General features: G+C 33.9%; 24 protein-coding genes. 14 read left to right on the plus strand and 10 right to left on the minus strand.

The features are described from left to right. Both ABIZ51_09450 and ABIZ51_09455 read left to right on the plus strand, forming a co-directional pair. Positions 1-611 (plus strand): UDP-N-acetylglucosamine 2-epimerase (locus ABIZ51_09450; protein MEO7089004.1); only part of this gene is annotated, 611 nt, incomplete at its 5' end. 83 nt (positions 612-694) lie between these two features. Continuing rightward, positions 695-1,753: a hypothetical protein gene (locus ABIZ51_09455; GenBank protein MEO7089005.1), complete on the plus strand. Its 1,059-nt coding sequence runs from the start codon at positions 695-697 to the stop codon at positions 1,751-1,753. Positions 1,754-1,757: 4 nt separating this feature from the next. Here ABIZ51_09455 and ABIZ51_09460 read toward each other — a convergent pair whose 3' ends face one another. The 5 genes from ABIZ51_09460 to ABIZ51_09480 form a co-directional block, all read right to left on the minus strand. Beyond that, the gene (locus ABIZ51_09460; protein MEO7089006.1) at positions 1,758-2,438 is read right to left on the minus strand and encodes an RNA methyltransferase; all 681 of its coding nucleotides are present in this window, start codon (positions 2,436-2,438) and stop codon (positions 1,758-1,760) included. Between the two features lie 7 nt (positions 2,439-2,445). Further along, positions 2,446-3,489 (minus strand): agmatinase family protein, encoded by a 1,044-nt coding sequence (locus ABIZ51_09465; GenBank protein MEO7089007.1) that lies wholly within the window; start codon positions 3,487-3,489, stop codon positions 2,446-2,448. Between the two features lie 93 nt (positions 3,490-3,582). Next, complete coding sequence (locus ABIZ51_09470; protein MEO7089008.1) at positions 3,583-3,855, minus strand: HU family DNA-binding protein; 273 nt, start codon at positions 3,853-3,855, stop codon at positions 3,583-3,585. Between the two features lie 156 nt (positions 3,856-4,011). Then, positions 4,012-4,983 (minus strand): methionyl-tRNA formyltransferase, encoded by a 972-nt coding sequence (gene fmt, locus ABIZ51_09475; GenBank protein MEO7089009.1) that lies wholly within the window; start codon positions 4,981-4,983, stop codon positions 4,012-4,014. 39 nt (positions 4,984-5,022) lie between these two features. After that, positions 5,023-6,213, minus strand: coding sequence for a class I SAM-dependent rRNA methyltransferase (locus tag ABIZ51_09480; protein MEO7089010.1), 1,191 nt, complete (start codon positions 6,211-6,213; stop codon positions 5,023-5,025). A gap of 244 nt (positions 6,214-6,457) precedes the next feature. Here ABIZ51_09480 and ABIZ51_09485 point away from each other — a divergent pair, with 244 nt between their 5' ends. Genes ABIZ51_09485 through ABIZ51_09500 form a run of 4 tightly spaced genes read left to right on the plus strand, consistent with a single transcriptional unit; the run spans position 6,458 to position 10,220 of the window. Beyond that, on the plus strand, positions 6,458-6,937 hold the full coding sequence (locus tag ABIZ51_09485; GenBank protein ID MEO7089011.1) for a transcriptional repressor: 480 nt from the start codon (positions 6,458-6,460) through the stop codon (positions 6,935-6,937). Between the two features lie 3 nt (positions 6,938-6,940). After that, a complete protein-coding gene (locus ABIZ51_09490) occupies positions 6,941-7,294 on the plus strand; it encodes an STAS domain-containing protein (GenBank protein ID MEO7089012.1) in 354 nt (117 codons plus the stop codon). A gap of 49 nt (positions 7,295-7,343) precedes the next feature. Further along, entirely contained in the window at positions 7,344-8,615 is a 1,272-nt protein-coding gene (locus ABIZ51_09495) for an adenylosuccinate synthase (GenBank protein ID MEO7089013.1), read from the plus strand. A 48-nt stretch (positions 8,616-8,663) separates the two neighbouring features. Next, positions 8,664-10,220 (plus strand): OstA-like protein, encoded by a 1,557-nt coding sequence (locus ABIZ51_09500; protein MEO7089014.1) that lies wholly within the window; start codon positions 8,664-8,666, stop codon positions 10,218-10,220. Between the two features lie 59 nt (positions 10,221-10,279). On the opposite strand, the gene ABIZ51_09505 is transcribed toward ABIZ51_09500, so the two are convergent. The 3 genes from ABIZ51_09505 to ABIZ51_09515 form a co-directional block, all read right to left on the minus strand. Beyond that, entirely contained in the window at positions 10,280-10,735 is a 456-nt protein-coding gene (locus ABIZ51_09505; protein ID MEO7089015.1) for a hypothetical protein, read from the minus strand. A gap of 23 nt (positions 10,736-10,758) precedes the next feature. Next, a complete protein-coding gene (locus ABIZ51_09510) occupies positions 10,759-11,640 on the minus strand; it encodes a hypothetical protein (protein MEO7089016.1) in 882 nt (293 codons plus the stop codon). Between the two features lie 109 nt (positions 11,641-11,749). Beyond that, positions 11,750-13,174, minus strand: coding sequence for an AAA family ATPase (locus tag ABIZ51_09515; GenBank protein MEO7089017.1), 1,425 nt, complete (start codon positions 13,172-13,174; stop codon positions 11,750-11,752). A 94-nt stretch (positions 13,175-13,268) separates the two neighbouring features. On the opposite strand from ABIZ51_09515, the gene ABIZ51_09520 reads away from it, so the two are divergent. Genes ABIZ51_09520 through ABIZ51_09535 form a run of 4 tightly spaced genes read left to right on the plus strand, consistent with a single transcriptional unit; the run spans position 13,269 to position 16,602 of the window. Next, on the plus strand, positions 13,269-14,141 hold the full coding sequence (locus tag ABIZ51_09520) for a DUF3822 family protein (GenBank protein MEO7089018.1): 873 nt from the start codon (positions 13,269-13,271) through the stop codon (positions 14,139-14,141). Continuing rightward, positions 14,132-14,686, plus strand: coding sequence for an RsmD family RNA methyltransferase (locus ABIZ51_09525; GenBank protein MEO7089019.1), 555 nt, complete (start codon positions 14,132-14,134; stop codon positions 14,684-14,686). Before ABIZ51_09520 ends, ABIZ51_09525 begins: the two co-directional genes overlap by 10 nt. Before the next feature lie 8 nt (positions 14,687-14,694). Further along, entirely contained in the window at positions 14,695-15,156 is a 462-nt protein-coding gene (gene coaD / locus ABIZ51_09530; protein ID MEO7089020.1) for a pantetheine-phosphate adenylyltransferase, read from the plus strand. A gap of 6 nt (positions 15,157-15,162) precedes the next feature. After that, a complete protein-coding gene (locus ABIZ51_09535) occupies positions 15,163-16,602 on the plus strand; it encodes a TlpA disulfide reductase family protein (GenBank protein MEO7089021.1) in 1,440 nt (479 codons plus the stop codon). On the opposite strand, the gene ABIZ51_09540 is transcribed toward ABIZ51_09535, so the two are convergent. Further along, positions 16,599-17,207 carry an NUDIX domain-containing protein gene (locus tag ABIZ51_09540; protein MEO7089022.1) on the minus strand — a complete coding sequence of 203 codons (609 nt, stop codon included), beginning with the start codon at positions 17,205-17,207 and terminating at the stop codon, positions 16,599-16,601. The two genes, ABIZ51_09535 and ABIZ51_09540, sit on opposite strands and share 4 nt — an antisense overlap. A gap of 7 nt (positions 17,208-17,214) precedes the next feature. Here ABIZ51_09540 and pyrE point away from each other — a divergent pair, with 7 nt between their 5' ends. Together pyrE and ABIZ51_09550 are read left to right on the plus strand one after the other, a co-directional pair. After that, the gene (pyrE, locus tag ABIZ51_09545) at positions 17,215-17,862 is read left to right on the plus strand and encodes an orotate phosphoribosyltransferase (GenBank protein MEO7089023.1); all 648 of its coding nucleotides are present in this window, start codon (positions 17,215-17,217) and stop codon (positions 17,860-17,862) included. A gap of 13 nt (positions 17,863-17,875) precedes the next feature. Continuing rightward, positions 17,876-18,277 carry an SRPBCC family protein gene (locus ABIZ51_09550; protein ID MEO7089024.1) on the plus strand — a complete coding sequence of 134 codons (402 nt, stop codon included), beginning with the start codon at positions 17,876-17,878 and terminating at the stop codon, positions 18,275-18,277. Here ABIZ51_09550 and ABIZ51_09555 read toward each other — a convergent pair. Further along, positions 18,267-19,082, minus strand: coding sequence for a biotin--[acetyl-CoA-carboxylase] ligase (locus ABIZ51_09555; GenBank protein ID MEO7089025.1), 816 nt, complete (start codon positions 19,080-19,082; stop codon positions 18,267-18,269). The two genes, ABIZ51_09550 and ABIZ51_09555, sit on opposite strands and share 11 nt — an antisense overlap. Positions 19,083-19,139: 57 nt before the next feature. On the opposite strand from ABIZ51_09555, the gene rsfS reads away from it, so the two are divergent. Further along, positions 19,140-19,523, plus strand: a complete 384-nt coding sequence (rsfS, locus tag ABIZ51_09560; GenBank protein ID MEO7089026.1) for a ribosome silencing factor — start codon at positions 19,140-19,142, stop codon at positions 19,521-19,523. Positions 19,524-19,604: 81 nt separating this feature from the next. Next, the coding region (locus ABIZ51_09565; GenBank protein ID MEO7089027.1) for an AAA family ATPase at positions 19,605-20,705 on the plus strand (1,101 nt) is incomplete at its 3' end.

Here is a 20,705-nt window from a genome sequence, read left to right on the forward strand (position 1 = left end):
CGAACGAAAAAATATTTTTTGTCGGCAACACAATGATTGATACATTGGTTACTTTTCATAATCAAATTGGCGAATCAGATGTGTTGAAAAAATATAAAATTGAGCGCGAAAAATTTGTGTTGATGACCATGCACCGACCGGCAACGGTTGATAATAAAGAAGGTTTGTCAAAATTGATTGAGCTGATTAATTTGGTAACCAAAAAATACAAATTGCTTTTTCCGATTCATCCGCGAACACTGAAAAATATAGAATTATTTGGGCTTTCTGAATCTATTTCTGAAAATAAAAATATTATTTATACCGAGCCTTTGGATTATTTTTCGTTCCAAAAGTTAATTTTTGAATCGAAATTTATTTTGACAGATAGTGGTGGAATTCAAGAAGAATCTACTTTTTTGCGAAAACCTTGTTTAACCTTGCGTCCGAACACAGAAAGACCAATTACCGTTACAACTGGAACAAATACCTTAGTTCCTTTCGATATTCAAAAAATAAATAATCACATTCTCGAAATCGAAAATGGAACCTATAAAAAAGGTGAGATTCCTGAACTTTGGGATGGAAAAGCAACAGAGAGAATTCTTCAAATTTTAAATGCCAAAATTTGATTTTTTATTTAACATACAGTGATCAGCCGTCAGGAGTTTATTCTTCACAGGTTATAGATGTTGTGCGTTTTATTTCTCAAGAAATGAAGCAACCAATCCGTTTGGTAGCTTTTATTTCCATCCGAAATTTTACTACTTCCAAAAATAAAATAAAGGAAGAATTGCCTGAAGCTATTGTTTTTCCGATGTTTCCGAAATTCAGTAATTGGAAAAAAAATTATTTTCTGTTGCTACTTTGTACGCGTTTTTTGAAACCTAAAATAGTAATTGGTCGCAATGTTTTAGCTACTCAATTAGCGTTAAAATTAAAATCTAATAAATTAATTGATAAAGTTATTTATGATGGACGTGGTGCTATTTCAGCCGAATGGCATGAATATCCAGTTATAAATGATGAAAAAATGATTCAAGAAATTGAACAATTAGAAAAAGAAGTGGTGTTAAATTCCGATTTTAGAATAGCCGTTTCCAATCAATTAGTTGAACATTGGAAAACTAAATTTAATTACACTAAAAACTCTCACGTTGTTATTCCTTGCACTATAAATAAAGTGTTTCGGGATGTTGTGATAAATGAAAATTCGATTTTGGAAAGCAGGAAGAAAATGGGATTTACAGATGAAGACATTGTTTTGATTTATTCTGGTTCTGTTGCTGGTTGGCAGTCTTTTCAATTGCTTCAGGATTTTATAAAAAATACTTTTTCGAATCAAAATAATTTAAAAATATTTTTTTTATCGGATGAAGATGAGAAAATAACGCAAATGAAAAATGAATTTCCAAATCGTGTTTTCAATAAAAAAGTGAAACCGAATGAAGTTCCGAATTATTTGATGGCTGCGGATTATGGCTTGCTTATTCGCGAAAATACGATTACCAACAAAGTGGCTTCACCTGTTAAGTTTGCAGAATATTTAAGTTGCGGTTTGAAAATAATTATTTCTGAAAATCTGGGAGATTATTCTGAATTTGTTTCACAAAAGGATTGTGGAATTGTTCTAAATTCTGCTATTCAAAAAAATATTTTTTTGAATACTGTTTCTATGGATGAGAAAAATAAAATTCGAACTTTTGCTATTTCTCATTTTGTAAAACAAGTTTACTTGCAAGAATATAAAAGTGTAGTGGAAGCGAGGAAATAAAACCTCAAGAATTATTTTTCAAAAATTCCTTTTCAATCAATTCGGGTTTGTTTATAGAGTTGCACAACCAATCCAACAAAATAATTTCTTTTTCGTTTTCCTTCAATTTCCAATCTATTTTGCTTTGATGTAGTTTCGTGCTTAACGTGTGCAAACACAAAGCTGCAGAAACGGAAATGTTGAAACTTTCGGTAAATCCAAACATCGGAATTTTTACAAATTCATCCGCATTGTTTTTTATTTCATCAGAAATTCCGTTTAATTCTGTTCCAAAAACAAGCGCAATTTTTTTATCAATATTCAACTCTTCTAAATTACAATCGTTTGCGTGCGGACTTGTCGCGACAATCCGATAACCGTCTTTTTTTAATTTTTGAATCGCTTCGAGCGAATTATTTTCAGACTGATTGTACTTAATTAAATTTACCCATTTGCTGGAACCCAAAGCAATATCTGGATTTACAGTGTATTTGTTTTTATTTTCGATGATGTGAACATCTTGAATTCCGAAACAATCGCACGAACGCAAAACTGCGCTGGCGTTGTGCGCTTGATAAATATCTTCCAACACAATGCTAATATGTCGCGTACGAAATTGAAGCACTTCTAAAAACTTTTTTTTTCGGTTATCCGAAATAAAATTGAAGAGATGATTTACTAATTCCGAAATATTTTTTTCAGACATTTTATCTTTATTGATGTGCTACTAAATTAGCTATTCTGTAAAGCAAGCGCGCGCCTACATTTGCATCCCATTCATCTTTTCCGGGCGTAACTTCATTAATATCAAATGCAATAATTTTTTTACCAGAAGCAATAACTGTTTCTATCAAAAATAAAGCTTGTTCAAATTCAAATCCTCCAGCAACTGGAGTTCCTGTATTCGGACAAAGTTTCGGATCTAATCCGTCAATATCGAAACTCAAATAAATTTTTTCAGGTAAAGTTGCGACAATTTCTAAACAGATTTTCTTCCAAGTTTCACCATTAAATGAACGTTTTTTCAAATCTCTATCGAAAAAAGTTTTTACTCTTCCTTTTGAATTTTCGATCAATTGTGCTTCTGCTTCGCAATAATCGCGAATCCCAACTTGAACTAATTTAGAAATCTGTTTTATTTTCAAGGCATTAAACATAATGGAAGCGTGCGAGAACTCAAAACCTTCGTAAGCATCACGTAAATCAGCATGCGCATCAATATGTAAAATACCGAAATTTTTATTTTTTTCGGAAAGTGCTTGCATCAAACCAAGTGGCGTACTGTGATCGCCGCCGAGTAAAGCCACCGTTTTATTTTTCTGCATAAAATGCAAGGATTTCTCTTTCACCCAAAAATTTAATTTTTCGCAAGCTGTATTAATTTCTTTACGAATGGCAGCCATTTCAGAATTCTCAGAATAATTTTTTCCAGATTCTAAAAGCGAAATATATTTTTCTGCTTTTTTGCGAAGCGTATTACTTTGTTTCTGAATTTGGCTCGGAATTTCATCCATAAAAATACCTTTGTGCCAAGCACTTTTAATATTGGCATCAAATAAATCTACTTGAAAAGAAGCATCATAAACGGCTTTCGGTCCGTTTGCAGTTCCGGCACTGTAGGAAACCGTAACTTCCCAAGGAACAGGAATAACAATCACTTCCGCCTCATCACTTGTAAAAGGCAAACCAAAAATAGTATTGGCTGTATCTCCGATTCCGTTCGGATCAAATTTTTTTATCTTCTCTTTTTTAGTCATCTGAAAAATTATTTTTTTGAAGGCACGAAAGTACAAAATAAAAAATCCCGTCAGCGATAAGCCAACGGGACCTTTCAATAAAGTAAATAAAAATTATTTTACTTTACCAGCTAATTCAGCACCAGCTTTAAATTTAACCACTTTTTTAGCGGCAATTTTAATCGCTTTTCCAGTTTGAGGATTTCTTCCCATTCTAGCTGCTCTTTTAGCAACAGAGAAAGATCCGAAACCTACTAATGCTACTCTGTCGCCTTTTTTAAGCGCTTTTGTAGTTCCATCAATAAAACCATCTAATGCTTTTTTTGCATCAGCTTTTGATAATTTCGCTTCTGCAGCGATTGCGTCAACTAATTCTGCTTTGTTCATGTTGTTTTTTTTAGGTTAAACATTGATTAATTACTGAAGCAAAAGTATACGAAATTCAATACACGCTGCATTCTTAACTACTAAAAGTGATAATTTGTTAATAAATCGTAGTGTTTTGTTAATAACGTGGGCTGAAAATGGCTAAAACAGTGCCTCTTATGCAACAGAAAAAGTGGAATCAATCAGAAAACCTCGAAGAAAATCGGCACTTGTCATTCGTTTTTTTCCAGATAATTGTAATTCATGAATGTGAATAAAACCTTTTGATACAGCTATTTTTAAGCTGTTTTTTTGATCGCTAATAATGCTTCCTATAGTATAAGTGTGTTCAGAAGATTCTTTTTCAGAACGGAAAATTTTCAATAAGAGATTTTCTTTCGGATGTTTTAATTCCGTCCAGGCCGTTGGATACGGGCTTAATCCGCGAATAAAATTATGAATTTCGTCCACGGAAAGATTCCAATTTATTTTGCAATCTTCTTTAAATATTTTCGGTGCGATTTTTAATTCTGTTCCTTTCGAAAATAATTTTTCTTGATCTGTTTCTGGATAATTTTCTGAAAGAATGGCATCTACTGTTTTTACAACTAAATCGGCGCCAAGCAACATTAATTTGTCGTGTAATTCTCCCGCTGTTTCATTTTCAAGAATCGAAATTTTTTCTGAAAAAATAATTTTCCCAGTATCAATTTCCTGTTGAAGAAAAAAAGTACTTACGCCTGTTTCTTTTTCTCCATTCATAATGGCGCGGTTGATAGGCGCGGCTCCGCGATAATTTGGGAGTAAGGACGCATGTAAATTAAACGTTCCCAAGCGTGGCATGTTCCAAACAATTTCAGGCAACATTCGGAAAGCAACTACAATTTGTAAATCTGCATTTAGTGATTGTAATTCGGCTATAAATTCAGGATCTTTTAATTTTTTGGGTTGTAAAATTTTTAGATTTTTTTCTTGCGCGAATTTTTTCACGGCACATTCTTGTAATTTTTGTCCACGGCCTGCAGGCTTATCTGGCGTGGTGATAACGGCAATTACAGTACATTCGTTTTTAAGCAAAGAATCCAAGGAAGCGACTGCAAAATCAGGCGTTCCCATAAAAATAATTTTTAAATCCGATTTCGTTTTCATTATTTTGATATCAGGAATTTACCGAAAAAATATTAAAAATTATTCGACATAAACTACCAAACCTTTTAAATATTCTCCTTCTGGATGATACATATTTACTGCGTGATCCGCAGGTTGCGAAAGATAATGCAACACTTTTACATTTCTTCCGGCTTGTATCGCCGCAGATGTAATAGTATGATTGAATAAATATTTATCAATTACTTGCGAGCAAGAAAACGTGAACAAAATTCCACCCGGTTTTATTTGGCGCATTGCTTCCGCATTTATGCGTTTGTAGCCCATTACGGCATTGTGTGTTACATTGCGGTGTTTTGCAAAAGCGGGAGGATCGAGAATAATAATGTCGTAAAAATTTTCCTTGTGATTTAAAAATTGAAAAGCATCCGCCACAAAAGATTCGTGATTGGCGGCAGAATGGTTGTTCAATAAAATATTTTTTTCAGTGAGATCAATTGCTTTTTGAGAACTGTCTACCGAATGTACTTCGCTGGCACCAGCATTTAGTGCGTACACAGAAAAACCGCCGGAATAACAAAAAGTATTCAATATTTTTTTTCCTTTTGCGAAAGAAGATAGTAAATTTCGGTTATCGCGTTGATCTAAAAAGAAGCCAGTTTTTTGACCGTTTTCCCAATCAATAAAAAATTTATTCCCATTTTCGAGAATTTCATTGGTGTCAGGTTTGCCATATAAATAAGCATTTTCAACAATCAAGGAATCTATTTTCGGCAAGGTATCCACACTTTTATAATAGACGGCTTTTAAGGTTTCGCCCATTACTTTTTTTAATGCGTTTGAAAGCGTTTCGCGAATTAAGTGCATTCCAATAGAATGAGCTTGCATCACAGCAGTGCCGTTGTAAAAATCAATTATTAATCCAGGTAATTCGTCGGATTCTCCAAAAACAAGTCGGTACGCATTGGTGTTTAAATTGTCTACTAATCCTATGAATTTTCGATATTGAAATGCCTTTAAAATTTTATTTTCCCAAAACAATTCATCCACTTCTGTTTGCAAAAAAGAAAAAATACGAACACTAATTGTACCTTTTTGAAAATGCCCCGTGCCCAGGTATTCGTTACTTGCCGTATAAACTTCTACTACATCACCTTCCAAAATAGTGTCCGGAATTATTTTTATCGCACCGGAAAAAACCCATGGATGAAAGCGTTTTAGAGAATGTTCCTTACCGGAATTTAAAATTATTTTCGGAAAATTATTTTTCATAAAAGGAATTAAATGCGCGTAAATATAGACATTGTTTCATTAATTGATGGATGTAAAAATTCGGAAGAGAAGAAAAATGTATTCGAAAAAATATTTTTTCAAAGACAAAAAAAAGCGTTCAAAAAATTAATTTTTTAGAGCCTCTTTTTCAGAACAATCCGAAAAAATTAAATATGAAAAATTGTTGAAACTTTATTTCGATGTGTTTTCATAAATATACCTAATTTAGCACGTTTTTAAAACTATGTCGGAGCAAGAAACAAAAGATACTGTGAAGCAGTTGTTCTCTGATTATTTAGAGAACAAAGGACACCGGAAAACGCCGGAACGCTTTGCCATACTCAATGAAATTTATTCACATTCGGGACATTTCGATATTGAGTCCTTGTATATTCACATGAAGAATAAAAAATACCGTGTGAGTCGTGCTACATTGTATAATACTATTGAGTTATTGCTTGCTTGCGGATTGGTAACAAAACATCAATTCGGAAAAAATTTAGCACAATTTGAACGTAGTTTCGAATACAAACAACACGATCATTTAATTTGTTTGGATTGCGAAAAAGTATCGGAATTTTGTGATCCGCGCATTCAAAATATTCAGAAAATGGCAGGCGATATTTTACAATTTAATGTAACACATCACTCGCTTAATTTGTATGGGAAATGCAAAAAACTTTCCGAAAAAGGAAAGTGCGAAAATTATTCTATAAAAAAATAAACTATGAAGGCATTTGAGTATTTACAAGAAGAAAAATTGGGCGTAATTATTTTTACGTTAAAAGGAGAGTTGATTGATAAAGATCAATCGGCTGAAATGATGGGCAAAGCAGACGCATTTATTGCTGCCGGGAAAAATAAATTTGTACTAGAATTATCGGAATTAAAATACGTGAACAGCAGCGGATTAAATATCTTGATAAATATTTTAACACGTGCCCGAAAATCAGGTGGAGATGTTGCAATAGCTGGTATTTCAAAAAAAGTAAATGAGTTATTATTAATGACAAAATTGAATACCATTTTTAATATTTCGGATACGATTTCGAATGCAATCGAGATGCTCGAAAAGGAATAATTTTGATTCAAAAAAATATTTTTTCAACACATAAAATTCAACCAAATAAATGAAAGTAGATGTATTGTTAGGTCTTCAATGGGGAGACGAAGGAAAAGGAAAAATTGTAGATGTATTAACTCCGAAATACGATATAATCGGGCGTTTTCAAGGCGGACCGAACGCAGGACATACGCTCGAATTTAATGGAATTAAACATGTGTTGAGGACAATTCCTTCTGGAATATTTCATGAAAAATCAATTAACATTATCGGAAACGGTGTGGTGATTGACCCTGTGGTGTTGATGGGAGAAATTGAAGAACTGAAAAAAATGGGCGTAGACGTGATATCGAAACTTTTATTTTCGAAAAAAGCACATCTTATTTTACCAACGCATCGCTTGTTGGATGCAGCTTCGGAAGCATCGAAGGGAAATGAAAAAATTGGTTCTACCTTAAAAGGAATCGGTCCGACGTATATGGATAAAACAGGTCGAAATGGCTTGCGAATAGGCGATATAAATACTCCTACGTTTAAAAGTAAATATCAATTTTTAGTTGAAAAACACAAACAATTATTGGATTTTTACAAATATGAATACAATTTATCTGAACTGGAACCCGCTTGGTTTAAAGCAATTGAGGAAATAAAAGCATTCGAACAAATTGAAAGTGAGCATTACATCAACAACGCATTAAAAGCAGGAAAATCGATTTTGGCAGAAGGTGCGCAAGGTTCTTTGTTAGACATTGATTTTGGTTCGTATCCTTTTGTTACATCTTCCAATACTATTTGTGCTGGAGCTTGTACTGGCCTTGGTGTTGCGCCCAATCGTATTGGAAATGTTTTTGGTATTTTTAAAGCTTATTGCACGCGTGTTGGCAGCGGTCCTTTTCCGACTGAATTACACGATGAAACAGGTGAAAAAATACGAAACAATGGTCGTGAGTTTGGCTCTGTAACTGGTCGCCCAAGACGTTGCGGTTGGTTGGATTTACCCGCTTTGAAATATGCGGTGATGATAAATGGCGTAACGGAATTGATTATGATGAAAGCCGATGTACTCAGTGATTTCAAGACAATAAAAATATGTACGCATTATAATTATGAAGGCAAAAAAATTGATTATTTGCCTTATGATATTTCACCTGAATTTGTGTCGCCTGTTTACCAAGAAGTAGAAGGCTGGAGCGGTGATTTATGTGCGATGAACAATAGCAATCAACTTCCTAAATCATTGGAAAATTACATTCAATTGATTGAGAAAAATGTTGGCGTTCCCATCACGATTGTTTCCGTAGGTCCAGATCGTACACAAACGATTATCCGAAAAAAATAGAATAAAAAACGCTTTCGAAAAATTATTTTTTTGAACCGATTATTTTCCATGAAAAACAATTCTTTTCAGCGATTAAAAGTTTTAAGTTTTGTTTTTCTGGGAATCCTTTTTTTGTTTTTTTCTGATGCGATAACTGCGCAGAGCAAGAAAACCAAACAAAAACAAATCGAATTAATCCATGCCAATTCGTTTGAGTACGATAAAAAGTTAGGAGAAGGCGCGAAACGCCTAATTGGCGATGTGACTTTTAAAGATAGTAACGTGGTAATGCACTGCGATAGCGCGTATTTTTTTGCAAATGATTCTTTAAATGCCTTTGGAAGCATACACATTCAGCAAGGCGATTCCATTAATTTGTACGGAAATTTATTGTTGTATGACGGCATTACAAAAAAAGCAGAAGTCCATAAAAATGTTCGTTTTATTGAAAAAGATATGATTTTGACGACGGATTTTTTGAATTACGACATAAAAGCTTCCGTTGCTAATTATACAAATGGCGGTAAAATTGTGGACAAAGAAAACACGCTGACGAGCAATCTTGGTTATTATTATTCTTCCGGAAAAGAACTTGTTTTTGAAAAAAATGTGAAGCTTGTAAACGCTCAATATACCATGAATTGCGACACGCTGCATTACAATACGATTTCAAAAACAGCTTATTTTTTCGGACCAACAACCATTAAAAGCAAAGAAAATTCTATCTATTGTGAAAATGGTTGGTACGATACGCAGAGTGATTTTTCGCAATACAACAAAAACGCGTACATCATTACCAAACAACAAAAAATGATGGGCGATAGTATTTTTTACGATCGTAAAAATAGTTTTGGGAAAGCGATTCAGAACGTTCATATTATTGATACCGTTCAAAATATTAATGTGAGTGGCGATTATTCGGAATATTACGGAAAGCAAGACAGCTCCTTCGTTACAGGACATGTGTTGTTGATGCAATCGTACGGAAAAGATACACTTTTTTTACATTCGGATACCTTGAAAGCTGTTGCAGAAAAAAATAAAAATTTTCCGAAAGATACTTCTGTTTCTCGAAAAATATTTGCTTTTCATCACGTGCGTTTTTTTAAATCGGATATACAAGGCAGATGCGATTCGATGGTTTATTCTACGACGGATTCTACGATGCGTTTTTATAATAATCCCGTTCTTTGGTCTGATAAAAGCCAGCTTACGGCAGATACTATTTTTGTAACCATCGGAAATAAGCAAATAAAAAGTTTAGAAATGTTTAGCAATTCGTTCATTATTTCGCAAGAAGACAGTGTGCGTTTTAATCAAGTAAAAGGAAAACACGTTCTCGGAACTTTCGTGAAAAATAAATTGTATAAAATACACGTGAAAGGCAACGGACAAACCATTTATTACGCAAAGGATACGAAAAAATCCATCGGTGTAAATAAAGCAGATTGCAGCTCTATGATTATTTTTATGAAAGACAATAAAGTAACCAATATTACTTTTATTACGAAACCGGACGCAACACTTTTTCCTTACAAAGACGCGGATCCGAAAGATATGATTCTCCGAAATTTTGTTTGGCGAATTTCAGAAAGACCCTTGTCTGAGCAAGATATTTTTAAATAAAATCCTGCAAAATAATTAGAATAAAAAGAGGATTGAAAAATTATTTTTTCAAACGTTAATTATTGGTATCCCAATAAGAACGCCACGCAGCCTTCTGTAGTGTTACTGGAATCCTTCGATGCTGGAATGATATAATCCACAAATATTTTTGTACCTCTGGCGGGTTCGAAAGAAAAAATATTTCCTTTATCGCTGGTCGAAGAAAATAACAATTCTCTTTTTTCATGTGTGAAATCTTTTTTATAAACTTCCACATTTATAGGCTGTTGCAAAGAAGTACTCGTAAAAACGATACGGTATTTTTGATCCACAAAAAGAGGAACTTCAAATTCTCTGCGTTTCTCTTCACGAAAATAACGGATGTGCATAATTTGAGAACTGTCGTACGTATATGGCGACAACATCGGTTTGCATTTTATCTTTAATGCTCTAATATTACACGAATCTCCAGAATCAGTTTGAAATCCGAAGAATAAAAAACAGGAACATAAAAGGAGTACGAAAAATGGTTTCATAAATATAATTTTTTAGTGATAAATTATCCTTTGATAAAAGACGTTCTGATTTCTTCTATTTTTTTAGCAATGTCGTTGATGTTTTGCTCGGTTAGCAATACAACCGATTCATCATCCGATTTATGGTTTTTAACGGCGTCCGTTGTGTTGTAAATAGTTTCTACCGATTGCAATTGGGCTACCAAAGGAGCAATGCCTGTATCTTTCGATTCATATTTTGTAAGCACCTGAATTATATTACCCAAAATCGTCATTTGCTCCGAAATTTTATTGTTGATATCTGAATTTTTACTTTTGTGATACACATTTGCTCCGATGTACATTGTTTCCACCCACGCCCCAGCAAATACAATCGCCGAAACATGTTGTTGATTATTATCAGAAAGATAACTGTCACTTTCCATTTGCAAATCCGAAATAATGGAAGCCAATGAATCTTCGTTGGAAATATTTTTTTCAAAACGTTTTCCCAAATCATTCTGCTCGTAAATACTGCTCATGCCCAACTCACCAGCCAACTGCTCAGAAACCTTCATGGTATTCATGGCTTCTTGAGTTTTTTTGTTCAATACATAATACGATAAATCACCGCTGTAAACGCCCAATGCAATGCACTGGCTAAACTTAGAAGTGTATTTAGAAATATCTTTTTGAGGATTGGTCAATCCTTCTACATACGTTAATCCAGAACGTTTAAAGAGGGATGCAATTTGTAATGGCGATGGCAAAACATAGGAATCGGAGTCGGTTTTTATTTCTGCCGTGGTATCTTTATGAGAAGTCGACAAGCTGTCTTTTCCTGATTTATTGACATTGTTATTTCCTGAATTACAGGAAAATAAAATCATTGTAAAAGCTGCAACAGACAAAGTAATAAGTCCACATTTTTTTTCTTGAAACAACATTTCGTTATGGGTATAAAAGATTAATTTTAAATTTTTCGTAGGCTAAAATAGTTAATTTATCGAAAACGAGAAGTGTTTGTTCGAAAAAATAATTTTTAGAAGACGAAAATTAAGGTTCTTCGAAGAAATCAGCATTGAAATTAACCAAAAAAAGTTTTTCGGTAGCACGTGTAAAACCCGTATACAACCAGCGTAAATAATCGGTATTAATCATCTCTTTCGTTAAATAGCCTTGCTCTACAAACACCGTTTTCCATTGACCTCCTTGTGATTTATTGCAGGTAACAGCGTACGCAAATTTAACTTGTAAGGCATTCAAATACGGATCATTTTTTACCAATTTTCGGCGCATTTGTTTGTTGGCAACATCCATATAACTCGCCACCACGGAATCGTATAATTTTTTGTTATCCGCGCTCGAAAGTGCCGGAGATTCGGACATAATAGTATCTAATAAAATTTTTACTTCCATTACCGGTTCATCCGGATAATCGTTCAGTTGAATGCTCACATCCGCAAATCGAAATCCGTGCATTTCTGCGATGGTCTTCACTTTCAGCAATTCAACCGTGTCTCCATTGGCGATAAATCCAGCTTTCGAATTAACTGGAAGCCACGTATAATTATTTTTCACCACCATCATTTGATCGCCAGCCGAAATTTCATTTTCTTTCCACAAAATACGTGCACGTATTTGTTGATTAAAAATATTTGCACGTTTATTCGAGCGACAAATGACAATTGCATTTTCGGCTTCATAACTGCTGTAAGCGCTGTTTAGTGCATCTTCCAGCTCCGTTCCGTTAATACGAATAACATCCGAAAAGTTTTTTAGTTGAAATTTTAAATTTTCTGTAGAAGATTCTGAGGCTTGTTTTCGCAAATGTGTAGCGATGGATAAAATTCCTGATTTTTCACTTTGTCGCACTACTTCTTTCAACTCAAAACCGCTGATTTCTTTATTGTAATTTTCTTTTAAATATTCCATATCCAAGGCTGGACTTTCTGAAAGTCCTACAGGCGGAAGTTGAGCCGTATCGCCGGAAAGCAACAGTTTACAATTTGTTCCGCTAAACACATAACCTATTAAATCATCCAATAAACTGCGCTCATTGTAAAAGCCGGAACTTGTCGAAGAATTACCAATCATCGATGCTTCATCCACAATAAAAACGGTGTTTTTATGAAAATTCGGTTGCACCATAAAACGCGATGTTTCTTCGTTAGAAATACTTCTGTATATTTTTTTATGAATCGTAAACGCTTGTTTTTTCGAATATTCTGTCAGTACTTTTGCCGCTCTACCAGTGGGCGCAAGCAAAAAAGTTTCGTATCCGCACATCGGTAAACATTTTACCAATGTCCCGATAGCGCTGGTTTTTCCCGTGCCTGCGTAACCTCTTAAAACAAATAATTCCGAATGATTTTCTTTATCTAAAAATAATGCAATTTTCCCGAACAAAGTTTGCTGATCGTTTGTTGTTTCGTGCGGAAAATTACCGATGAGCGCGGTCTGTATTGTTTTTGTGTCCATTGAGTTGGGAAAGGTACAGAAAAATAATTTTTCAAGGAGTTCTACTTCTCAAAAAAGGATAGAAAGAAAAAAATGGTAGTTTTGTTTCTGAAAAATGAATCTTTCTCCAAACATATCGCCAACTGTTTTTTTTGAAGACGAATCCTTAAAAGGCTCCTCTTTGAAAGGACATACACTTTTTATTCAAATTGGATTGGATGAATTTTCTTTTTGTTTATCAGACGAAAAAGAAAAAAGAATATTGGCTTTGGCGGCGTACACTTTTCGTGGAATTTACACGTACAATTCACTTTGCGAAGAAGTAGAAAAAATTATGCTCGAAAAAATATTTTTTCGAAACAAAAATTTAGCTGTAAAAATAGCAATTGCTAGAAGTCCTTCTACGCTTGTACCTGATGGTTTTTTGGAACAAGAAGATGCGAGCGATTTTTTAGCATTTAATCATCCTTTGCAAGCTGACGAAATGTTTTTTACAGACAAGTTAAAAAATACGTCTGCCAAAAATATTTTTTCAGTTCCGCTTTCTTTGAAAAAATATTTTTCAGAGATCTATTCCGATATTTCGTTTCATCATCATTCCACTGCTCTGATTGACCATTTGTTGGCTACGTATAAAAACAAATCTAACAAAACGATGGTAGTTAATATTCAAAATTCACATTTTGAAATCATTGTTTTGGAAGAAAATAAATTACTTTTTTACAATTCTTTCAAACATCAAACCAGTGAAGATTTTATTTATTATCTCTTATTTTGTTGTGAACAATTATCCTTAAATCCAGAAAAAATAGAGCTCGTTTTAGTTGGTGAAGTAGAGCAAGAATCTGCTATTTATAGTATTTTGCATAAATACATACGTCATGTAAAATTTGGGAATAGAAGTGAAATTTATAATTATTCTTACAAGATGAATTCCTTACCAAAACATTTTTATTACAGTCTTTTTAGCCAATATTTATGCGGATAGTAAGCGGAACACACAAAGGTAGATCGATTATGGCACCGAAAAATTTACCCGTTCGGCCAACCACAGATATCGCGAAAGAAGCCTTGTTCAATATTTTCAACAATCATTTTGATTTGTCGGAAGTAAATGCTTTGGATTTGTTTTGTGGCACCGGAAATATTTCGTACGAATTTGCTTCGCGTGGAGTAAAAAAAATTATTTCGGTGGATGGAAATTACAACTGTTTTGTCTTCGTCAAAAAAATAATTTTAGAATTGGATTTTCCGCAAATACATCCTGTAAAAAGCGATGCGTTTGGGTTTCTGAAAAATAGTTTGGAGAAATTTGATATTATTTTTGCCGATCCTCCTTTTGAAATGAAAGGCGCGGAACGCATTCCTGAACTTGTTTTCGAAAAACAATTATTGAATGAAAATGGCTGGTTGATTGTAGAACACGCTTCCGAAAAAAAATTTTTCGGACATGCTTTTTTACAAGAAGTGAGGAGTTATGGCAAAGTAAATTTTAGTATTTTCGGGATGAAAAATACAGAAACTTCTGAATGAAAAAAACGATGAAAAAAATTGCTGTTTTCCCTGGATCTTTTGATCCCATTACGATTGGACATGAATCCATCGTTCGCAAAGCTTTGTCTTTGTTTGACGAAATTATTATTGCGATCGGAATTAATACGGAGAAAAAATATTTTTTCACGCTCGAAAAAAGAATTCATTTTTTAGAAACTATTTTTAAAAATGAATCGAAAATAAAAATAGAAACGTACACAGGATTGACGGTTGATTTTTGTAAGAAAAATAACGCAAGTTATATTGTACGCGGATTACGTTCGTCTGCAGATTTTGAATTTGAACGTAGTATCGCACAAATGAACAAAGCGATGGAAGCGGAGATAGAAACTGTTTTTTTTGTCAGTAATCCTGAATTTTCTGCCGTTAGTTCCACCATTGTTCGCGATATTTTGCGAAATGGAGGAGACGTGAAAAAATTTATTCCTGATGGAATAAAACTGAAATAAATCTAGATGAAAAAAAAAATTTCCTTCGTTATTTTTATTTTTTTTGTTGCAAAAGCCTTTTGTCAAGCAGATTTCAAAGAAAATGTAACGATAACAGGTTTTGCTAAAAACTACATCGGACAAAAAATTGGTGCGTACAGTTTTTCAGATATGATTACTTATACCGAGCGCGAATTGGCTGTTACAACGGTAAATGACAGTGGCTTTTTTGAGCTGAATTTATATACGCCCAATACCAAATATATTTATTTGCGTATCGGTCATGTGAAAGCGGATATGTACGTGGATCCTAATCAATCCTATCAATCAATTTTTCCGGCGCGCGATTCTGTCCGCTTTGTCAATCCAAATGTAGAACAAGAAGTAGATCTGACACTTTTTTTAAAAGATAAAGACACTACTGAAATTAACTCATTGATAATCGATTTTAATAAAGATTTTGATGTATTTTGGCAGAATAATTATCAATATTTTGTAAAAAAAGTATCACACGTTCCGCTCGAAAATTTTAAAAGTGAAATGCAGAAAAAATATGCGTCTGTTCAGAATAATTATTTTCATGCGTACATCGATTACACGTTTGCATCGCTCGAAGAAAATACGTTTCAAAGTCAAAAAAAATTAACATGTGAATACATTTACAATCGCCCTGTTCATAACGAAAGCTATGAGTACATGACGTTTTTCAATCATTATTTCACCAAATATTTACAAGTGTTTTCATCCACACAAAAAGGCACGCAAGTATATGCAGAAATCAATGATTCCAATAGTTATAGCGGACTGATGGAAGTAATGAAACGAGATACGCTATTGAAAAATGATAGTTTGTGCGAATTGGTTTTGCTCAAAGGATTGTCGGAATTGTACTATATACATGGCTTTAAGGCGGCGAATATTATTTCTATTTTAGAATATGTAAAAGAAAATAGTGCTATTGAAATAGATAAAAAAATTGCAGAAAATATTTTAAATTCTTTTTCTAAACTTCAGAAAGGCGCAGCTGCTCCCAATTTTTCCTTGCCCGATAAAGAAGACATTGTGATGCATCTTTCTGATTTTAAAGGTAAATATATTTACCTGAGTTTCATAGAAACTTCGAGTGCGGCTTCCTTGCAAGAGATGAGTGTGATGGAAGATTTGAATAAAAAGTATGGTAAAAAAATTAAATTTATTACTGTTTTCACGGATAAAAATGTGTTAAGCATGAAAAAATATTTAGCAGCTAATCCGAAATACAATTGGACTTCTTTATACAATGGAAAAGAGGAGAAATTACTTGATAAATACGATGTGTTGATGCTTCCGATGTTCTTTCTTATCTCACCTTCCGGAAATTTTGTGGAGTCGCCAGCAGACAGTCCGAGTGGAGGAATAGAATCGATTTTGTATAAAATTACTAAAGAGAAAAAGCACGATTTTAATGTGGGGGATAAGGAAGATTAATAATCTTTTAAAAGCTCTTTAATTAAAGGATATGTGTTCTTCATTGCTTTTTTAATTCCAGATTTATTCATCCATTTTACTTTAGTGATTCCTTCTTCCAATTGAGGTTTTAGCGTTTTACGTTCGTTAGATTCCATCTCAAACCAAAAAGTTTTTTTCAATATAAACTTATTTTTCAACGTGTATAAATGATAAGTTGTAGTCGCTTTTTTTATAATTTTCAGACTCTCAATCCCACATTCTTCTTGCACTTCGCGTAAAGCGGCTTGTTTTATTTTTTCATCTTTTTCAACTTTCCCTTTTGGCAAATCCCATTTTTCATTTCTGAAAATTAGTAATAAATCACCCACATCATTTTTTACTAAACCGCCAGCAGCTTCAATAATCTTAAAAAATGAACTAATAAAATTTTCCATTTCATTTTTATTTTTAAAAATGACAAATACGTTTTTTGTCCCGACGGAAGAGAGAAATTGAGAGATATTTTTTTTAAGTTCTTTTTGTGAATTAGCTGTCATCACAACGCCTTCCTTCAAATCATCGTTTGAAAAATTATTTTTCGAACTGAAAAAAATACACGCCGAGTTTGTAAAAACTTTATACATTTGTACCATGGTTTTGAATGAGGAATACGAACTGAAGATTGCTGAATTTTTACTGCAAATTAAAGCAATTAAATTACAACCTAATAAGCCTTTTACTTGGGCATCTGGATGGAAGTCGCCGATTTATTGCGATAACCGCAAAACTTTGTCGTACCCTAAGGTAAGAACATATATTCGCCAACAATTTGTGGAGTTAATTACGCAAGAATTTGGAAAACCAGATGTGATTGCAGGTGTTGCTACGGGCGGAATCGCACACGGCGCATTGGTAGCACAAGAAATGGGATTGCCTTTTGTATATGTGCGTTCGGAAGCAAAAGTTCACGGACTTTCCAATTTAATTGAAGGTGAAATTGAGCCAGGTCAAACGGTGGTGGTGATTGAAGATTTGGTTTCTACTGGAAAAAGTAGCATTAAAGCGGTAGATGCGCTACGAAATGAAAAATGCGAAGTGAAGGGAATGGCTGCAATTTTTACATATAGTTTTGATGTAGCAACCGAAAATTTTAAGAAAACAAAATGTAAATTAAGAACGCTTACCAATTACGAAATCCTTATAGAACAAGCTCTTCAATCGAATTTTATTACTGAAAAAGATTTAAAATCATTGAAAGAGTGGCGCGCAAACCCTGAAACATGGACTCCAAAAAAATAATTTTTCAAACCTGATGACACGTATAGAAAGTGATAAAGTAGAAATTAATAAATCGGCTGCAGAAATATTTTCTTTTCTGAGTAATTTTAATAATTTTGAGAAATTAATGCCTGAGCAGGTTACCAACTGGACTTCTACGGAAAACGATTGTTCGTTTACCATCAAGGGAATGGCGACGATTGGAATGAAGATTTCAGAAAAAACACCTTCTTCTCAAATCAAAATAGTTTCGAACGGAAAAAATCCATTTAATTTTACATTGGGTGTTTTATTGGCAGATGTATCGGAAAATAAATGCTCCGCACAACTTGTGTTTGATGCCGATTTGAATCCGATGTTAAAAATGATGGTGGTAAAACCGCTTGGTAATTTTTTCAATTTATTGGCGAATAAATTGAAGGATATTAATCAATAATAAATGCAATTTCTTTCAGCGCGTATTCTGCGAAAAATAAATTTTCGTGCTCCAAAATTAATTTTCCAGAAGCAGCAATTCCTGTAATTCGACCTTTTGTTTTTTCATTTTTAATCATAAAAAACGACCATTCATCATATTTGTAGAGTTTCGCCAAAAAATCTTTTTCAAGAATATTTATTTTACTGAAACGTAATTGAAGATATCTTTTTTCGATGTTTGAAAAAATATTTTTCAAACAGGTATTTAAATTTTGCGTCGTATTTGTCAGTATTTTTACAGAAATAGCATTGGGCGCATCCTTCCCAAAAAAAGTTTGATTGAGATTGATTCCAATTCCGACAACGGAATTAGAAATGGTCTCGTTTCGCAAGGAATTTTCAATCAAAATACCAGCAATTTTTTTGTTACCGACAAAAATATCATTTGGCCATTTAATTTTCACTTCGTCAGAAATACCTTCTTTTAGGAGCAAATCTGACATAAAGTCAGCCACGCCCAAAGCAATGGTTTTGGTAAGGATAAATTGTTGTTCTGCCTTCAAAAAATGAGGATACAAAACAATGCTGAAAGTTAGGTTTGATAATGGTTCACTCAGCCATTTGTTGCCGCGCTGACCTTTTCCGTTGGTTTGATTTTTTGTAAAAATAACAAGACCTTCGGCAGGCGTATTGGCATGCAATAATTCAGTGGCATAACTGTTGGTAGAGGCTACGGAATCTAATTCAATAATTTTACGACCGATAAATAATGTGTCCATACGAATTGTTGCAAAAGAATTGACTATTTTTGCCGATTCTATCATCACAAAAATAAGAAACAAAATAGTACAAAATATTTTTATCGTATTGCAAAAAAATAAATGGCAAAAAAGAAAAAACAAAAGAAAGGCGAATCAACTGGATTGGTTGAAACAGTGATAAAAGGGATTCAGGAAAAAAAAGGAAAAAATATTACCTGTTTAAATCTAAAAAACATTTCCAATAGCATTTGTGATTATTTCATTATCTGTGAAGGCGATTCGACCACACAGGTGGATGCGATTGCAAAATCCATTGAATACGAAGTGAAAAAAGAACATGGCGAAAACCCGTATCACGCCGAAGGTTATGAAAATGCAGAATGGATTTTGGTAGATTATGTGGATGTGGTAGTACACGTTTTCCAAAAAAATATTCGCGAGTTCTATAATTTGGAAGCGCTTTGGGCAGATGCCGAAGTAGAAGAATTGATTGCTGTAGATTAATAAAATTTAAAAGATAAATTAGGAATAATGGGTGCAACCGAAGATCAAGATAAAAAAACGAATAAAGATTCTTTCGATAAAATGAAAGAAAAATTTTCTAAGAAAAAACCACAATTACCTAAAAACCCTTTTGGTTTTTATTGGATTTACGCCATCGTGGCAGTGGTACTGATCGGACTTACTTTTTTTAATCCCGATGGTGGCCCGAAAACATTGACGATTCAACGTTTGCAAACCCTGTTGGAACATCGTGATATTACTAAGATAGCAATTGTAAATCACGAAACGGCTGAGATTTATATCAATATGGATACCTTGAATTCGGCTAAATTTAAAGATGAATTTAAAGACGTAAACAAAAAAAGTTATACGGGCGGTGTAAATATAGGCCCTCATTACGTAATGCCGATTGAAAGTGCCGATCATTTTTTATCGCAAATAGCCGATTATCAAAAAAATATTCCAGAAGCACAAAAAATTTATCCTGTTTCCGAAACACATACTAATTGGTCGGAGCCCTTGTTAGAATGGGTGTTGCCATTGGTGTTGATGATTGTATTGTGGGTGTTTATTTCTCGCAGAATGGGTGGCGGTGGCGGCGGAAGTCAAATTTTCAACATCGGAAAATCAAAGGCGACTTTGTTTGATAAAGATACGAATGTGAACATTACCTTTAATGATGTTGCCGGTTTGGAGGGTGCGAAAATTGAGATAATGGAAATTGTCGATTTTCTGAGAAATCCGAAGAAATACACCACTTTGGGAGCTAAAATTCCGAAAGGCGCTTTGTTAGTTGGACCTCCAGGAACGGGTAAAACCTTGCTGGCAAAGGCGGTTGCGGGAGAAGCAAAAGTACCATTTTTCTCACTTTCGGGTTCTGATTTTGTGGAGATGTTTGTTGGAGTAGGTGCTTCGCGAGTGCGCGATTTATTTCGCCAAGCAAAAGAAAAAGCTCCTTGTATTATTTTTATTGATGAAATTGATGCGATTGGTAGAGCGCGTGGAAAAAATCCAGCTCACGGAGCAAACGATGAACGTGAAAATACGCTCAATCAATTACTCACTGAAATGGATGGTTTTGGAACAAATAGCGGTGTAATTATTTTAGCTGCTACGAATCGTGCAGATATTTTAGATCGTGCGTTGATGCGCGCAGGTCGTTTTGACAGGCAGATTTATGTG

Source organism: Bacteroidia bacterium, assembly GCA_039924845.1.
Lineage (GTDB): Bacteria > Bacteroidota > Bacteroidia > DATLTG01 > DATLTG01 > DATLTG01.

Bases quoted from the DNA above. Each gene is read 5' to 3' on its own strand.
- ABIZ51_09555 (MEO7089025.1), bottom strand. From the start codon at position 19,082: ATGATAGAATCGGCAAAAATAGTCAATTCTTTTGCAACAATTCGTATG.
- ABIZ51_09515 (MEO7089017.1), bottom strand. From the start codon at position 13,174: ATGGACACAAAAACAATACAGACCGCGCTCATCGGTAATTTTCCGCAC.
- ABIZ51_09465 (MEO7089007.1), bottom strand. From the start codon at position 3,489: ATGACTAAAAAAGAGAAGATAAAAAAATTTGATCCGAACGGAATCGGA.
- ABIZ51_09485 (MEO7089011.1), top strand. From the start codon at position 6,458: ATGTCGGAGCAAGAAACAAAAGATACTGTGAAGCAGTTGTTCTCTGAT.
- ABIZ51_09490 (MEO7089012.1), top strand. From the start codon at position 6,941: ATGAAGGCATTTGAGTATTTACAAGAAGAAAAATTGGGCGTAATTATT.
- pyrE (MEO7089023.1), top strand. From the start codon at position 17,215: ATGGTTTTGAATGAGGAATACGAACTGAAGATTGCTGAATTTTTACTG.
- ABIZ51_09480 (MEO7089010.1), bottom strand. From the start codon at position 6,213: ATGAAAAATAATTTTCCGAAAATAATTTTAAATTCCGGTAAGGAACAT.
- ABIZ51_09470 (MEO7089008.1), bottom strand. From the start codon at position 3,855: ATGAACAAAGCAGAATTAGTTGACGCAATCGCTGCAGAAGCGAAATTA.
- ABIZ51_09495 (MEO7089013.1), top strand. From the start codon at position 7,344: ATGAAAGTAGATGTATTGTTAGGTCTTCAATGGGGAGACGAAGGAAAA.
- ABIZ51_09535 (MEO7089021.1), top strand. From the start codon at position 15,163: ATGAAAAAAAAAATTTCCTTCGTTATTTTTATTTTTTTTGTTGCAAAA.
- ABIZ51_09550 (MEO7089024.1), top strand. From the start codon at position 17,876: ATGACACGTATAGAAAGTGATAAAGTAGAAATTAATAAATCGGCTGCA.
- rsfS (MEO7089026.1), top strand. From the start codon at position 19,140: ATGGCAAAAAAGAAAAAACAAAAGAAAGGCGAATCAACTGGATTGGTT.
- ABIZ51_09510 (MEO7089016.1), bottom strand. From the start codon at position 11,640: ATGTTGTTTCAAGAAAAAAAATGTGGACTTATTACTTTGTCTGTTGCA.
- ABIZ51_09505 (MEO7089015.1), bottom strand. From the start codon at position 10,735: ATGAAACCATTTTTCGTACTCCTTTTATGTTCCTGTTTTTTATTCTTC.
- ABIZ51_09500 (MEO7089014.1), top strand. From the start codon at position 8,664: ATGAAAAACAATTCTTTTCAGCGATTAAAAGTTTTAAGTTTTGTTTTT.
- ABIZ51_09525 (MEO7089019.1), top strand. From the start codon at position 14,132: ATGCGGATAGTAAGCGGAACACACAAAGGTAGATCGATTATGGCACCG.
- coaD (MEO7089020.1), top strand. From the start codon at position 14,695: ATGAAAAAAATTGCTGTTTTCCCTGGATCTTTTGATCCCATTACGATT.
- ABIZ51_09540 (MEO7089022.1), bottom strand. From the start codon at position 17,207: ATGTATAAAGTTTTTACAAACTCGGCGTGTATTTTTTTCAGTTCGAAA.
- ABIZ51_09455 (MEO7089005.1), top strand. From the start codon at position 695: ATGAAGCAACCAATCCGTTTGGTAGCTTTTATTTCCATCCGAAATTTT.
- fmt (MEO7089009.1), bottom strand. From the start codon at position 4,983: ATGAAAACGAAATCGGATTTAAAAATTATTTTTATGGGAACGCCTGAT.
- ABIZ51_09460 (MEO7089006.1), bottom strand. From the start codon at position 2,438: ATGTCTGAAAAAAATATTTCGGAATTAGTAAATCATCTCTTCAATTTT.
- ABIZ51_09520 (MEO7089018.1), top strand. From the start codon at position 13,269: ATGAATCTTTCTCCAAACATATCGCCAACTGTTTTTTTTGAAGACGAA.